The following is a 14006-nucleotide window of genomic DNA, read 5'->3' on the forward strand; positions in this document are numbered from 1 at the left end:
CCTGTGAGGGCTATTGTTGCTCTCTAAGCAATTGGGCGGCGCGGACGGCGAAATAGGTCAGGATGCCATCAGCCCCGGCACGTTTAAAGGCCGTCAAGGATTCAAGGATTACCCCTTCACTCAACCAGCCATTTTGTATTGCAGCCATGTGCATGGCGTATTCGCCACTGACCTGATACACAAAGGTCGGCACCTTGAATTCCTCTTTGACCCGGTAAAGGATGTCCAGGTACGGCATCCCCGGCTTGACCATCACCATGTCGGCGCCTTCGGCCAAATCCGCCGCCACTTCGTGCAAGGCTTCATGGCTGTTGGCCGGGTCCATCTGGTACGAAGCCTTGTTGGCCTTACCCAGGTTGAGGGCCGAGCCCACCGCATCGCGAAACGGGCCGTAGTAGGCGCTGGCGTACTTGGCCGAGTAGGCCATGATCCGTACATTGACGTGGCCGGCCAGTTCCAGGGCTTCGCGAATCGCCTGGATGCGGCCGTCCATCATGTCCGACGGCGCAACCACCTGGGCGCCTGCTGCCGCGTGGGACAACGCCTGCTTGACCAGCGCATCGACGGTGATGTCGTTTTGAACATAGCCTTCTTCGTCCAGAATGCCATCCTGCCCGTGGGTGGTGAACGGGTCCAACGCCACGTCGGTGATCACCCCCAGCTCAGGGAAACGCTCGCGCAGCGCGCGGGTGGCGCGCTGGGCAATACCGTCCGGGTTCCAGGCTTCGGCAGCGTCCAGGGACTTGAGTTCAGACGGCGTGACCGGAAACAACGCCAACGCCGGTATCCCCAACTCGACCCAACCGGCTGCTTCTTCAAGCAGCAGATCGATGGTCAAGCGCTCCACTCCCGGCATCGATGCCACCGCTTCCCGGCGATTTTCACCGTCGAGCACAAACACCGGCAGGATCAGATCGTTCGTCGTCAGTACGTTTTCACGAACCAGGCGGCGAGAAAAATCATCACGGCGATTACGGCGCAGGCGGGTAGCAGGGAACAGGCGATTGGCAGGGGTAAAACTCACGACAGACTCCTGAGCCCGGGTTCACGGGCGAGCGTTGCAGTTATAAGCGGGCATTATGACGAAGGTATGACAGTTGTGCTTAACGATGCGACCTGTAGTCGCATTCGTCGCTTAATGTAGGAATTGTTCACTTCGTGACACATCTCGATACTTTCATGAATGTTCACGAAGGCGTAGGCTGCGCGTTCATTTCGCCAGCACCCAGACCATGCTTCAACAATTTCTGCATGACTTCGGCTACTTTGCCCTCTTCCTAGGCACGTTCTTCGAAGGCGAAACCATCCTGGTTCTCGCAGGCTTCCTGGCGTTCCGTGGGTACATGGATATCAACCTGGTGGTAGTCGTTGCCTTCTTCGGCAGCTACGCCGGCGACCAGCTTTGGTATTACATGGGCCGCAAGCACGGCCGCAAACTGTTGGCGCGCAAGCCGCGCTGGCAATTGATGGGCGACAAAGCCCTGGAACATATCCGCAAGCACCCGGATATCTGGGTGCTGAGCTTCCGCTTTGTCTACGGATTACGCACGGTAATGCCCGTCGCGATCGGCCTGTCAGGCTACCCGCCAGTACGCTACCTGATCCTCAACGGTATTGGTGCTGCAATCTGGGCTGCGGCCTTGGGTGCTGCGGCTTATCACTTCGGTGCCGTGCTGGAAGGCATGCTGGGCAGCGTCAAGAAATACGAGCTGTGGGTACTGGGCGCCTTGCTGCTGCTGGGCTTTGGCCTGTGGCTGCGCCGCCGTTTCAAGAACGCCCGTATCGCCCGCCAGGCCTGTGCCGATGCCAAGGCGCGGCTCGCCGCCGCCGAGCCCGCTCCGGTAGAAGCGCCTAAGACACCAGTCGAGTAAGCCGGCCTCTGCAACAGTAGAGGCCAATCACGCTGAGCAGGCTGTAGCTCACCAGGCCCAACCATCCCAGGTTGCTCGCCGGCCACAGCCCGACCAGCGGCGCCAGCCACACCAGCGGCACATTCAGCGCCAGGCGCATCAGTTCGGCCTTTAACGCCCACGGGCGATTCTCCAGGGCCACGCCCAGGGTAAACAATCCAAGCGCCATCGCACTCCAGCCGAGAATCAGCGCTGCGGTGGGCAGACCCTCGCCGACATTCATCAAATAGCTGCCAAAACCCACATACGCCGCGAACTGCAGGGCGATGTAGACCTGTTGGCGCGCGTCCAGCGGCACTTCGAATTTGCGGAACTGACTCAAATCCGGCTTGGCCAACGTGTACTTGGCCTTCACGTCCGCCGGGCGCCAACCAGTGCGCATGAACCAGATGCGCAGCTTGTCCCACTTACTTTCGGTACGCCGTGCATCACGCCAAAGCTGTGCATAAAACTGCAGGTTGGCCCACAACGGATTCCAGCTGGCCAAGGGCGTGGTCACGCCGAAAATCACCGGCTCGTTGTCGTCTTCTTCCTGGAAGGTGCCGAACAGCCTGTCCCAAAGAATGAACACCCCGCCGTAGTTGCGATCCATGTAGAGAGCGTTCTGTGCATGGTGGGCCCGATGATTGGATGGCGTGACGAAAAACCACTCGAACCAGCCAAGCTTGGGCACGTGTCGGGTATGCACCCAGAATTGATACAGCAGGTTAAGGGACGCCACACTGATAAACACCACCAGCGGCACGCCAAGCACGGCAAGGGGCAGGTAGAAAATCCAGCTCAGCAGGAAGCCGGTGCTGGTCTGGCGCAGGGCGGTGCTGAGGTTGTAGTCCTCACTCTGGTGATGCACCGAGTGCGCGGCCCAGAGGATATTGCGCTCGTGCCCCATTCGATGCAGCCAGTAGTAGCAGAAGTCGTAGAACACAAAGGCGAATACCCAGGTCCAGACACTCTGGGCAGACAGCTCGATCAGCGCCAGGTGCTTGAGGGCAAACGCGTAGGTCAGCAGCCCCACACCCTTGGTCAACAGCCCGGTGGTGGTGGACAGTACGCCGGTGCTGAGGCTGTTGATGGCGTCCGCCACGCGATAGTTGCGCTGGCCACGCCAACGGTCGGCGAGCAGCTCCACTACGATCAAGGCAATGAAAAACGGTACCGCGTAAGGCACGAAGTCCATGGTCTGGTCCGGTCTATTTTTGTTACATCAAGATTAGGTGCAGCGGTGCGAGATCCCATTGGCAACAGGTTACAAATTAGTAGACATTTAACGCCAAGACCCCAGGAGAAATGCCCATGAGCAAAAAGATTGCAGTGATCCTTTCCGGCTGTGGCGTGTACGACGGCGCAGAGATCCACGAAAGCGTGATCACCTTGCTGCGCCTGGATCAGCGCGGCGCTCAGGTCCAATGTTTTGCACCGAATATTGCGCAGTTGCACGTGATCAACCACCTGACGGGCGAGGAAATGCCCGAGTCGCGCAATGTGCTGGTGGAATCGGCGCGCATTGCCCGAGGTGCCGTGCAGGACATTGCCGAGGCGAGTGCCGCAGACTTCGATGCGTTGATCGTACCCGGCGGGTTTGGTGCGGCGAAGAACCTGTCGGACTTTGCCCTGGAGGGCGCCGCTTGCAGCGTCAACCCGCAGGTACTGGCGCTGGCTGAAGCCTTTGCAGAAGCCGGCAAGCCGGTGGGGCTGATCTGCATTTCGCCGGCTCTGGCCGCGAAGATCTACGGCCCGGGAGTGACCTGCACCATCGGCAACGATGCCGACACCGCCGCCGCCCTCGACAAAATGGGCGCCACCCACCACGAATGCACAGTGGAAGACATTGTCGAGGACAAAGCACGCAAGTTGGTAAGCACGCCGGCCTATATGCTGGGCAAGAACATCAGCGAGGTGGCGTCAGGCATCAACAAGCTGGTGGATCGGGTGCTGGAGCTGACCCACGAGAACGATTGATGAGGGAGCCGTGAACTTAACGGTAGTAAGCCGGCCTGGTGTGGCGAGTACCCTCGCCACAAGGTCAGGCCTGGCGCATCAATTTGGTCAGGATGCGGTCAAGTGAGTTGGCAAACGCCTGCTTGTCCTTTTCCCCATGGGGTGGGGGACCACCGCCCATCTGACCTTGCTCGCGCAGGTCAGTGAACAAGTTACGCACCGCCAACCGTTCGCTCATGTTCGCCGGGCTGAACTCCTTGCCCCGTGGGTCGAGGGCGGTGACGCCCTTCTTCACCAGACGATCAGCCAGCGGTACATCGCTGCAGATCACCAGCTCACCGGGTACTGCGTGCTCGACCAAATAATCGTCTGCGGCGTCCGGTCCACTGGGCACCACGATCAACTTCACACACGAGAAGCTCGGCTTGATCTGGCTCTGCCCGGCCACCAATACCACTTCGAACTGGCGCTTGAGGGCGAACTTCACCACTTGGTCCTTGGCGGCCCGAGGGCAGGCGTCGGCGTCGATCCATACCCGCATGGTCAGGCCACCACCCGGCGTTTTTCAGCCAGGCGACTGCGGCCATACAACACCATAATCGCCAGGATCGCCAAGGCCTGTGCACTCAACGAGTACGCATCGGCGTGGATGCCCAGCCAGTCGAAGTCAAAGAACGCCACCGGCCGTGTGCCAAAGATGCCGGCTTCCTGCAACGCTTTGACGCCATGGCCGGCAAACACCACCGACAGCGCGCACAGCAGCGCCGCGTTGATGCCGAAAAACAGCGCCAGCGGCAGTTTCGCCGAACCGCGCAGGATCACCCAGGCCAGGCCCACCAGCAGCACCAACGCCGTGGCACCACCCGCCAGCACCGCGTTGTGCCCGGCCGGGCCCGCTTGCAGCCACAGCGTTTCGTAGAACAGGATCACTTCGAACAGCTCGCGGTAGACCGAGAAAAACGCCAGCATGGCAAACCCGAAACGCCCACCGCCGCCCACCAGGCTGCTCTTGATGTAGTCCTGCCATGCCGCAGCATGGCGGCGGTCGTGCATCCATACGCCAAGCCACAGCACCATTACACTGGCGAACAGCGCCGTGCAGCCTTCGAGCAATTCGCGCTGGGCGCCGCTGACGTCTATCACATACGCCGCCAACGCCCAGGTGGCCAAGCCGGCCAATAGTGCCAGGCCCCAGCCGACGTTGACGCTGCGCACCGCCGATTGCTGGCCGGTGTTGCGCAGGAAGGCGAGGATCGCCGCCAGCACCAGGATCGCTTCCAGGCCTTCACGCAGCAGGATCAGCAGACCGGAGATGTAGCTCAACGACCAGCTCAAGCCATCGCTGCCCAGCAAGCCTGCGGATTCGGCGAGCTTGCCCTTGGCCACGTCCAGGCGCTGCTGCACCTGTTCGATCGGCAGGCCGTCCTGCAACGACTGCCGGTAAGCCATCAGGGCCTTCTCGGTGTCCTTACGTACATTGGCGTCGACGTTATCCAGAGAGCTTTCCACCAACTCGAAGCCTTCGAGGTAGGCCGCTACCGACAAGTCATAGGCCTGGTCGTGGTCACCATTGCGGAACGCCGCGAGGCTTTTGTCCAGGGTGGTGGCGGTGTAATCGAGCAACTGCGCCGGGCCACGCTTGACCTGCGGCGGTTGCGCACGCTGGGCGCGGAAGGTCGTGGCAGCCGCCGCGCCGCTTGCGGCCAGCACTTCATCAGGTGTCTGACGGGCCAGGTCGGCGAGATTGAAGGGTTGTTCGCTTTTCGCGGCGGCCGGGTCGGCGGTGAAACCGGCGATGTAGGTGGCCAGGTCCCAGCGCTGGCGGTCGTCCAGTTGGTCGGCGAAAGACGGCATGTCGGTGCCTTCGACACCCAGGCCCAGGGTGTTGTAGATCGCGTAGAGGCTCAGGCGGTCCAGGCGTGCTGCATCCGTCAAGTTGGCAGGTGGCGGCGTCATCCCCACGCCGGCCGGGCCATCGCCAGCACCGGCAGTACCGTGGCACACCGAGCAGTGCTGGGCGTAGAGCGGTGCGCCGCGCGTCGGGTCGGGCGTGATGGCCGGGGCTTGGCTGACTTCATACGCGACTGCCAGCTTGGCCCCCAACTGGCGGGCTTGGCGAGCAACGGTCGCGCCATCTGCGTGAGCGGTGACAGCGGCCAGCAGTTCATTGACGCCCTTCACCAACTCCGCACGCTCGGGCCTTTGCGGCAAATCCGCCACCAACCCCTGCAATACCCCAAGAAACTCCACCTGCTCACGGTATTCCGAATCATCCACCACCTTGCCCGCCTGCACCGTAGGCGGGTAGTCAGCGCCAATGTAGTCCAGCAAATGCAGGGCCTGTGGGGCGCCCTCGGCGGTCGCGGCCAACAGGTTGAAGCTGCACGACATCAACGCCGGCAACAGCAGCCAGGCGAGAAAACGGAAGGGGCCAGTCATGAATGAATCTCAAGTGGAAATACGAAGTAACACATTGTTAAGCCTTAAAGGGTTTGACTCAAGGCGTTAGTGATTTGTCGTTTGAGCGGGAGGGGAATTTCAGCCGCGCGGTAATGGCATCTATGTCGACCAATCAAAGCAAAAAGCCATTGTTTTGCCATTAACGGTGCTTATAATGCCGCGCCCTGTTAGTGCGAAAGGGAATTTCTTTCCTCGTTTTTATGAGGAATTACCACATCGGTCGGCTACTTTCAGGGAAGAAGTCACATGGCTTTTCGCGCCTTAACTCCGCTCACGCTCGCGGCAGTCACCTTGCTCTCCGGCTGTTCAATGTTCCGCAGCTACGACTCAGAGCTGCAAGCTACCAACCAGCAACTGGCCACCGGCAATGTCGACGCTGCCCTGACCCTGCTGGAAAAGAACAACACCGGCGAAGACAAAGACCTGCTGTATTTCTTCGAAAAGGGCGAGTTGCTGCGGGCCAAGGGCGACCTGACCGGCAGCCAGACCGCCTGGCGCAGCGCCGACCTGCAAGTCTACAAGTGGGAAGAGTCGGTCAAGTTCGACGGCGCAAAGTACCTAGCCCAGTTCGGCAGCTTCCTGGCCAACGACAAGGTGCGTCGCTACGAAGGCTATGACTACGAAAAAGTCATGCTGACCACGCAGATGGCCCTGAACCTGCTGGCCTTGAACGACTTCGACGGTGCACGCACCGAAATCAAGAAGACCCACGAACGCGAAGCGGTGATCGCCGACCTGCGCGACAAGGAATACCTCAAGCGCGAAGACGACGCCGAGCGCCAGGGCATGACCACCCAGCTCAAGGACCTGCACGGCTACCCGGTGCAAGCCCTCGACGCGCCGGAAGTGGTCGGCCTGAAGAACAGCTACCAAAGTGCGTTCAGCCATTACCTGGCCGGCTTCGTCTACGAAGCCCTGGGCGAAAAAGACTTGGCCGCCCCCGGTTATCGCAAGGCCGTCGAGCTGCGTCCTAACACGCCACTGCTGGAAAAAGCGTTGCTCGACTTGGATAAATCCAAGGTCGGCGCCGATGAAACCGACGTGCTGATCGTGGTGCAGAGCGGTCTCGCACCCGCCCGCGACTCGATCCGCCTGCCGCTGCCCATCCCGATCAATGGCAACCTGGTGATCACCCCGCTGTCGTTCCCGGTGATCAAGGCCGACACCTCCACGGCGACCTTCGCCCAGATCGGTGTCGATGGCCAGCAACAGAACCTCACGGCGCTCAACAGCACCACTGCCATGTCCCGCCGCGCCCTGCGGGATGACATGCCAGGGATCATTCTGCGCACCACCGTGCGTGCGGTAACCCGTGGTGTGGCGCAGAACAACCTGAACAAGACCAACCCCATGGCAGGCCTGGTACTGGGTATCGCCTCGGCCGTAACCGAGGGCGCCGACACCCGCACCTGGCGCACCTTGCCGGACATGACCCAAGTGTCCCGCCTGCGCCTCAAGCGCGGCGAGCACCAGGTCAGCCTGCCCAACGCCCTGGGTGGCACGCGGGTGACGATCAAGGCTGATCAGCGCTACCAGGTGATCACGCTGCGCGTGGTCGGCAACCAGGTGTTCGCCGGTGGCCTGGCCGCCCATGTGGTGCCGAACAATCCGCCCCAGGCCATTGCCACCCTCAAACAACCTTAAGGAGCACGCTATGCGTCACTTCATCCTCGGCGCCCTGGCGCTGGTCCTGCTTGCCGGCTGCGCGACCCAGCCGCCGCCGGAACCTGGCAGTGCTGCGAGCAAAATCGTGGTGATGGGCAAGTTCAAGGGCATCGCGGTCGGCGCCATTCGTGTGGCCCGCGAGAACGGTTTCCTTACCGCCAAGGTGCAACTGAGCAACATCACCAGCAGTAACCAGATGATGTATTACCGCTTCGCCTGGCTGGGCGCCGATGGTTTCCCCGTAGGCGATGAAGAGCCCTGGAAGGTGCTGAACCTGTACGCCAACCAGGCGACCTTCCTGCCCGCCATTGCCAATGTGCCCCAGGCCGCGGACTTCCGCCTTGAAGTCAAAACCCCTTGAGCCGTTCATTCTTTTTGCTGCTGAGAGATTTCCCCATGTTTGTACGTTTCTCGATTCTCGCCGTGGTTGCCGTTCTGGCCAGCGGTTGCGCGAACACCTCCCCGGTACTGGGCGGTAAAAATATCAGCTACGGCGACACCAAGGCCGTGGAACTGGTGACCAACGAGTTCGGCTCCACCGACCTGCAGATGATTGCCGAAAGCATGACCCGCTCCCTGGCCCAGTCCGGCATCCTGCAAGGCCGCCCGGTGGTGCAGGTGTACGACGTAAAGAACAAGACCAGCGAGTACATCGACACCCGTGAGATCACCACGTCGATCAAGACCCAACTGATGAAGACCGGCACCGCACGCTTCGCCAGTGACAACACCGACATGCAGAGCCAGGTCGACCAGCTCAAGCTGCAGAACCAGAGCGGCTTGTACAAGAAGTCCACCGTCAGCAAAACCGGCAACATGGTCGCCGCCAAGTACCGCCTGGAAGGCTCCATCAGCTCCATCGTCAAGCGCAGTTCGGACTACAAGGACGTGTTCTACAAGTTCAGCCTGCAGCTGATCGACGTCGAGAGCGGCCTGGCTGAATGGATGGACGAAAAAGAAATCCGCAAGACCACGGAGCGCTAAGCGATGCGTGCATGGATTGGTTTGATCGGCCTGCTGTGCGCCTTTGGCGCCTCGGCCGCGCCCAAAATCGCGGTGACTGACCTGGCCTACCAGGCGCGGGTCGAGGAGTACATCCACCAGGTTTCGGCCAGCAACAACTTCCAGGCAAGCAGCTACAACGCCAGCGGTGCATCGAACTACAGCGAGTACGAGAGCCGTAGCAGCTACATCGAACAGACCGAGCTGCGTAAATTCAGCGGTGATATCAAGGGCGAAATCCTCAAGTCTCGCCAGTTCCATCTGGTGCAGGGCACGCCCTACACCGCCGATGCCAAAGGTGACGTCTATGACGTGATCAAGCGCATCAAGGCCGGTAACTTCAAGGGCGCGGACTACGTGCTGTTCGGCACGCTGTCAGACATCGACTTCACCCAGGACATCAACGCCCTGGACCACACCAACAGCTACTCGGCGGTGCTGGGCCTGACGCTGGTGGCGGATTTCAGCCTGATCAACACCCGCACCTACGAAATCACCTCGGCGTTTACCGCCATGGGCGAAGGCCAGGACACCAAGCTGGTGAACAGCCGCGACATACGCGTGAGCCTGAACCGGCCGCGCGTGGTGAAGGAGGTGTCGAAGGCGCTGGGTGAGGACGTGGCACGGCAACTGGCGGAACAGTTGGGCGGCGGCTATCAAGAGCCTGGCCAGCCGGCGTTGCGTAATAACCTGCCAAGGGATGAAGCGCCGAAGATCCTGCGCTGAAGGGTAATCCTTTGGAAACACATAACCAATGTGGGAGGGGGCTTGCTCCCGATAGCAGGGTGTCAGTCAGCTTAGCTGTAGCTGAGACACCGCCATCGGGGGCAAGCCCCCTCCCACACTTTTAATTCGGTTTCTTCAGAGGTTCCGAGGTTTACGCCGTTGCGCGATGCAAGCTGGCCAGGAAACCCGCAGCCCCCACGAACAACCCGGCAAACGTACGGTTCACGCGCTTCTGCTGCTTGGGCGTGCGCAACAGGCGCAGGACTTTGGACGCCAACCCCGTATACCCCGCCATTACGACCATATCGACGCTGATCATCGTCGCACCGATGATCAGGTACTGGACCAGCAGCGGCGCCTGCGGATTCACGAACTGCGGCAGCACCGCGAGCATGAACACCAGGGCCTTGGGGTTGCTGGCGTTGACCAGGAAACCCCGGAACATCATCGCCATCGGCTTGCCGAGCGGGCGTATCGCCGCGTCATCGGCCATGTCCATGGGCAAGGCACGCCATTGCTTGACGGCCAGGTACACAAGGTACGCCACACCAAACCATTTGATCGCATAGAACGCGGTCGACGACGCCGCCAGAATGGCACCCAAACCGCCCGCCACCACGGCAATCTGCATTGCCAGGCCCAGTTGCAGGCCAATGGCGTTCCAGTAACCGCGCAGGAAACCGTATTGCAGGCCGCTGGACATTGAAGCGATGGCGCCGGCGCCAGGGGACAGGGAGATGATCCAACTTGCCAGGAAAAAGGCCAGCCACGTGTCGAGTGCCATTGCACACCTCGGGAAAGAGTCAGCGATTGTTGTGCCTTAAGCTAACTCCGCCGACCAGAGGCTGGCTATAGATTTTTACAGGATGTAAACGCTAGCGGTCGCCCGAGAACACATGGGTACCTGGCCAACGCCGCACCGAGCGCTGGAAGAACAAGCTGTTGGGCACCTGTACGATGGCGCTGTCGGTGCCTGCTGCTTCCACTTCGATCAGCGTGGTGTAGAGCAAGTTGATCGCCACTACCCTGCCCTTCACTCCTGGCTTGTCGACGGTATCCACCAACTCGACGATGTCACCGAGGCGAAATGGCCCGACGGTAAAGATCAGGATCGCGCACAGCAGGTTGGACAACACCGACCACATGGCGAAGAACGCCACTGCCGCCACCGCGACAAACCCCGACAGTGCGGTCCACAATACCGTGGCGGACACACCCAGCCGGCCCAGCACAAAGATCAACGCACTGCCCATGATCAGCCAACGCAATCCACCACGCAGCGGCATCAGCAATTGCGGCGGGAACGGGTAGCGCTCACCCAGGCGCGTCAGGCCCTTGGCGACAAACCGCTGGGCGAGGTAGCCGGCCAGCAGGATCAGCAGGATTTGCACGCCGATCCATACAGGCTCGATCCATTGCGCAGGCAACGGCAGTTGCAAGGCTTCCATCAGGACAGCGCCTCCAGCTCCGCTTGCAGGGTTTCCAGCAGTTCGAGGGCTTCCATCCAGGTTTCCTCCAATTGCCCTTCGCGGACCTTGAGCTTGGCCTGTTCAGCCAGCAGGTCGCGCAGCTCATCCTTGCGTGCCGCCTCGTACACGGCGCTGTCACCCAGGCTGGCTTCGATCCTGGCCAGGCGCTCGTGCACCTTGCCCAACTCGGCCTCAAGCTTGTCGGCTTCGCGCTTGTGCGGTGCCAACTGCTGGCGCAGTGCGGCAGCGGCCTGGCGCTGGGCTTTCTTGTCGGTCTTGTCCGGGTTGACCGGGGTGTTGCTGACCGGCGCATTGCGCAGGCGGTAATCCGTGAGCCAGCGCGCGTAGTCGTCCAGGTCACCGTCGAACTCTTCGACTTTGCCATCCGCTACCAGCAGGAAGTTGTCGGTGGTGCTCTTGAGCAAGTGGCGATCGTGAGACACCACCAGTACCGCACCGCTGAACTCCTGCAAGGCCATGGTCAGCGCCAGGCGCATTTCCAGGTCGAGGTGGTTGGTCGGTTCGTCGAGCAGCAGCAGGTTCGGGCGGTCCCAGGCAATGAGCGCCAGGGCCAGGCGGGCTTTTTCGCCACCGGAGAAGTTCAGCACCGGCTCATCGATGCGCGCGCCACGAAAGTCAAAGCCACCGAGGAAGTCGCGCAGGGTTTGCTCGCGCTCGGTCGGCGCCAGGCGTTGCAGGTGCAGCAACGGGCTGGCCTTGGCGTCGAGGGAGTCCAACTGATGCTGGGCGAAATAGCCCACCACAAGGTTCTCGCCACGGGTCAGGCGACCGGCCAGGGGTTGCAGCTCGCCCGAGAGGTTCTTGATCAGCGTTGACTTGCCCGCGCCGTTAGGGCCGAGCAAACCAATGCGTGCACCCGGGGTGAGCTGCAGCTTGACCTTCTCCAGGATGGTTTTCTCGCCATAACCCAGGCGGGCATCCGAAAGATCCAGCAAGGGGCTGGAGATCTTCACCGACTCGCGGAACACAAAGTCGAACGGCGAATCGACGTGGGCCGCCGACAGTTCTTCCATGCGCTCCAGGGCCTTGATCCGGCTCTGGGCCTGGCGGGCCTTGGTGGCCTGGGCCTTGAACCGGGCGATGTAGCTTTCCATGTGCGCACGCTGCGCCTGCTGCTTCTCGAACGCCTGCTGCTGCTGGGCCAGGCGCTCGGCACGCGCACGTTCGAACGCGGTGTAGCCGCCACGGTAGAGGGTGATTTTCTTCTGTTCGACGTGGGCGATGTTGTCGACCACGGCGTCAAGGAAATCCCGGTCGTGGGAAATCAGCAGCAAGGTGCCCTGATAGCTCTTGAGGAAGTCTTCCAGCCACAGGATCGCATCGAGGTCCAAGTGGTTGGTCGGTTCGTCGAGCAGCAACAGGTCCGAGGGGCACATCAGCGCCTGGGCCAAATTAAGGCGCATGCGCCAGCCACCGGAGAAGTCGGCGACCGGGCGGTCCATCTGTTCGTTGGTGAAGCCAAGGCCGGCGAGCATCTTGCGGGCGCGGGCGTCGGCGGTGTAGCCGTCGGCACTGTCGAGTTCCGCATGCAGGCGGGCCTGGGCGGCGCCGTCCTGGGCTTTCTCGGCTTCGGCCAGGTCGTGTTGCACCTGGCGCAGACGCAGGTCGCCATCGAGCACGTAGTCGATCGCGATGCGGTCCAGGGTGTCGATCTCCTGGCGCATATGGGCGATGCGCCAGTCGGCCGGCAGCAAGCAGTCCCCGGAATCCGGGGTCAGCTCACCCAGCAGCAGGGCGAACAACGTGGATTTGCCGGCGCCGTTGGCACCGATCAGGCCGGCTTTGTGACCGGCGTGCAGGGTCAGCTCGGCGTCTTCGAGAAGACGTTGCGGGCCACGCTGTAATGTTAGGCTTTGAAGTCGGATCATAATGGCGGCGGAGTCTACCAGCTTCGTTGGCCGCTGGCTTGGGTGTGAATATGTGCGCTGACCTGTGGAGCTTTGCCCTCTCGACTTACGCCCGGCCGGGCGTCGAAACCGTCTGCCTGCGCTTGCAAGAGCAAGGGGCGGACGTGTGCCTGTTGCTTTGCGGCGCGTGGCTGGAACAGCGGGGTGCGGCATTTGAGCCTGAACGTATGCGAACGCTTCAACAGCTGGCCCGTCCGTGGCAGGCACAGGTGATCGAACCGTTGCGGCAGTTGCGTGTGCAATGGCGCGCCATGGCGCAACAGGATGAGCCCCTGGCGGCGTTACGCGAGCGGGTCAAAGCCCTGGAACTGGATGCCGAACGGCAATTGCTGACGCGCCTGGAAGCGTTGGCGCAGGCATGGCCGAAAGGGGAGACGACTCAACAGAGGTGGTTGGAAGGACTGGCGGCTGAGGATGCCGCCAACCTTGACCATGACGCACTGCAGCAGCTGCGCGTCATGATCACCGGCACTTAGGAAGCGCTGGTTGGGGTGGTGCCTGGCGCTACCGGTGCAGGAGTGCTGCTGGCCGATGCGGTTGGAGCGGTGGACGCTGCGGGGGTTGCAGCAGGTGCAGCTGGCTTGGCCGGTGCTGGTTTTGCAGCAGCAGGCTTTGCAACTGGCTTGGCGGCTGGCTTGACAGCAGCAGGTTTGGCAGCCGGCTTGGCGGCTGGTTTTGCAGCAGCGGTTTTGGCAGCTGGCTTCGCGGCTGGTTTTGCAGCGGCGGTTTTGGCAACTGGCTTCGCGGCCGGTTTTGCAGCAGCAGTTTTGGCAGCTGGCTTCGCGGCTGGTTTTGCTGCAGCGGTTTTAGCAACTGGCTTCGCGGCTGGTTTTGCAGCAGCAGTTTTGGCAGCTGGCTTCGCGGCTGGTTTTGCTGCAGCGGTTTTAGCAACTGGCTTCGCGGCTGGT

The 14006-nt window shown here is 61.5% G+C and carries 15 protein-coding genes; 7 read left to right on the forward strand and 8 right to left on the reverse strand.

The genetic code is table 11. The annotated features are described in order from the left end of the window. Positions 1 to 10: 10 nt before the first annotated feature. A complete protein-coding gene (hemB, locus tag M2397_RS29920) occupies positions 11 to 1024 on the reverse strand; it encodes a porphobilinogen synthase (protein ID WP_131697595.1) in 1014 nt (337 codons plus the stop codon). A gap of 208 nt (positions 1025 to 1232) precedes the next feature. Between hemB and M2397_RS29925 the strand changes: the two genes are divergently transcribed. After that, complete coding sequence (locus M2397_RS29925; RefSeq protein WP_131697596.1) at positions 1233 to 1871, forward strand: DedA family protein; 639 nt, start codon at positions 1233 to 1235, stop codon at positions 1869 to 1871. Here the strand turns inward: M2397_RS29925 and M2397_RS29930 are convergent. Continuing rightward, a complete protein-coding gene (locus tag M2397_RS29930) occupies positions 1852 to 3087 on the reverse strand; it encodes a sterol desaturase family protein (RefSeq protein ID WP_259245011.1) in 1236 nt (411 codons plus the stop codon). The two genes, M2397_RS29925 and M2397_RS29930, sit on opposite strands and share 20 nt — an antisense overlap. A gap of 116 nt (positions 3088 to 3203) precedes the next feature. Between M2397_RS29930 and elbB the strand changes: the two genes are divergently transcribed. Further along, positions 3204 to 3869, forward strand: coding sequence for an isoprenoid biosynthesis glyoxalase ElbB (elbB, locus tag M2397_RS29935; RefSeq protein ID WP_184745179.1), 666 nt, complete (start codon positions 3204 to 3206; stop codon positions 3867 to 3869). Between the two features lie 64 nt (positions 3870 to 3933). On the opposite strand, the gene M2397_RS29940 is transcribed toward elbB, so the two are convergent. Both M2397_RS29940 and M2397_RS29945 read right to left on the reverse strand, forming a co-directional pair. Further along, positions 3934 to 4389: a YaiI/YqxD family protein gene (locus tag M2397_RS29940; RefSeq protein ID WP_131697599.1), complete on the reverse strand. Its 456-nt coding sequence runs from the start codon at positions 4387 to 4389 to the stop codon at positions 3934 to 3936. A 2-nt stretch (positions 4390 to 4391) separates the two neighbouring features. Beyond that, positions 4392 to 6287: an FTR1 family protein gene (locus M2397_RS29945; RefSeq protein WP_145337440.1), complete on the reverse strand. Its 1896-nt coding sequence runs from the start codon at positions 6285 to 6287 to the stop codon at positions 4392 to 4394. A gap of 267 nt (positions 6288 to 6554) precedes the next feature. Between M2397_RS29945 and M2397_RS29950 the strand changes: the two genes are divergently transcribed. The 4 genes from M2397_RS29950 to M2397_RS29965 are packed head-to-tail and all read left to right on the forward strand — an operon-like array spanning position 6555 to position 9701. After that, positions 6555 to 7952 (forward strand): COG3014 family protein, encoded by a 1398-nt coding sequence (locus M2397_RS29950; protein WP_259245012.1) that lies wholly within the window; start codon positions 6555 to 6557, stop codon positions 7950 to 7952. Positions 7953 to 7962: 10 nt separating this feature from the next. Then, complete coding sequence (locus tag M2397_RS29955) at positions 7963 to 8334, forward strand: YcfL family protein (protein WP_184745183.1); 372 nt, start codon at positions 7963 to 7965, stop codon at positions 8332 to 8334. A gap of 35 nt (positions 8335 to 8369) precedes the next feature. Further along, complete coding sequence (gene lpoB / locus M2397_RS29960) at positions 8370 to 8957, forward strand: penicillin-binding protein activator LpoB (protein ID WP_131697603.1); 588 nt, start codon at positions 8370 to 8372, stop codon at positions 8955 to 8957. Between the two features lie 3 nt (positions 8958 to 8960). Further along, complete coding sequence (locus M2397_RS29965) at positions 8961 to 9701, forward strand: penicillin-binding protein activator LpoB (RefSeq protein ID WP_259245013.1); 741 nt, start codon at positions 8961 to 8963, stop codon at positions 9699 to 9701. A gap of 151 nt (positions 9702 to 9852) precedes the next feature. Here the strand turns inward: M2397_RS29965 and M2397_RS29970 are convergent, their stop codons facing one another. The 3 genes from M2397_RS29970 to M2397_RS29980 all read right to left on the reverse strand — a co-directional run bounded on the left by M2397_RS29970 (position 9853) and on the right by M2397_RS29980 (position 13059). Continuing rightward, positions 9853 to 10485 carry a LysE family transporter gene (locus M2397_RS29970; protein ID WP_131697605.1) on the reverse strand — a complete coding sequence of 211 codons (633 nt, stop codon included), beginning with the start codon at positions 10483 to 10485 and terminating at the stop codon, positions 9853 to 9855. A 91-nt stretch (positions 10486 to 10576) separates the two neighbouring features. Further along, positions 10577 to 11149: a mechanosensitive ion channel family protein gene (locus M2397_RS29975; protein WP_145337436.1), complete on the reverse strand. Its 573-nt coding sequence runs from the start codon at positions 11147 to 11149 to the stop codon at positions 10577 to 10579. Continuing rightward, positions 11149 to 13059 (reverse strand): ATP-binding cassette domain-containing protein, encoded by a 1911-nt coding sequence (locus tag M2397_RS29980; protein ID WP_131697607.1) that lies wholly within the window; start codon positions 13057 to 13059, stop codon positions 11149 to 11151. Before M2397_RS29980 ends, M2397_RS29975 begins: the two co-directional genes overlap by 1 nt. Positions 13060 to 13109: 50 nt before the next feature. On the opposite strand from M2397_RS29980, the gene M2397_RS29985 reads away from it, so the two are divergent. Then, a complete protein-coding gene (locus M2397_RS29985) occupies positions 13110 to 13574 on the forward strand; it encodes a TIGR02444 family protein (protein WP_145337435.1) in 465 nt (154 codons plus the stop codon). On the opposite strand, the gene M2397_RS29990 is transcribed toward M2397_RS29985, so the two are convergent. Beyond that, on the reverse strand, positions 13571 to 14006 hold a 436-nt coding region (locus tag M2397_RS29990; protein ID WP_259245014.1), incomplete at its 5' end, for a hypothetical protein. The two genes, M2397_RS29985 and M2397_RS29990, sit on opposite strands and share 4 nt — an antisense overlap.

It is taken from the genome of Pseudomonas sp. BIGb0381, assembly GCF_024809815.1.
In the GTDB taxonomy this organism is placed as follows: Bacteria; Pseudomonadota; Gammaproteobacteria; order Pseudomonadales; family Pseudomonadaceae; genus Aquipseudomonas.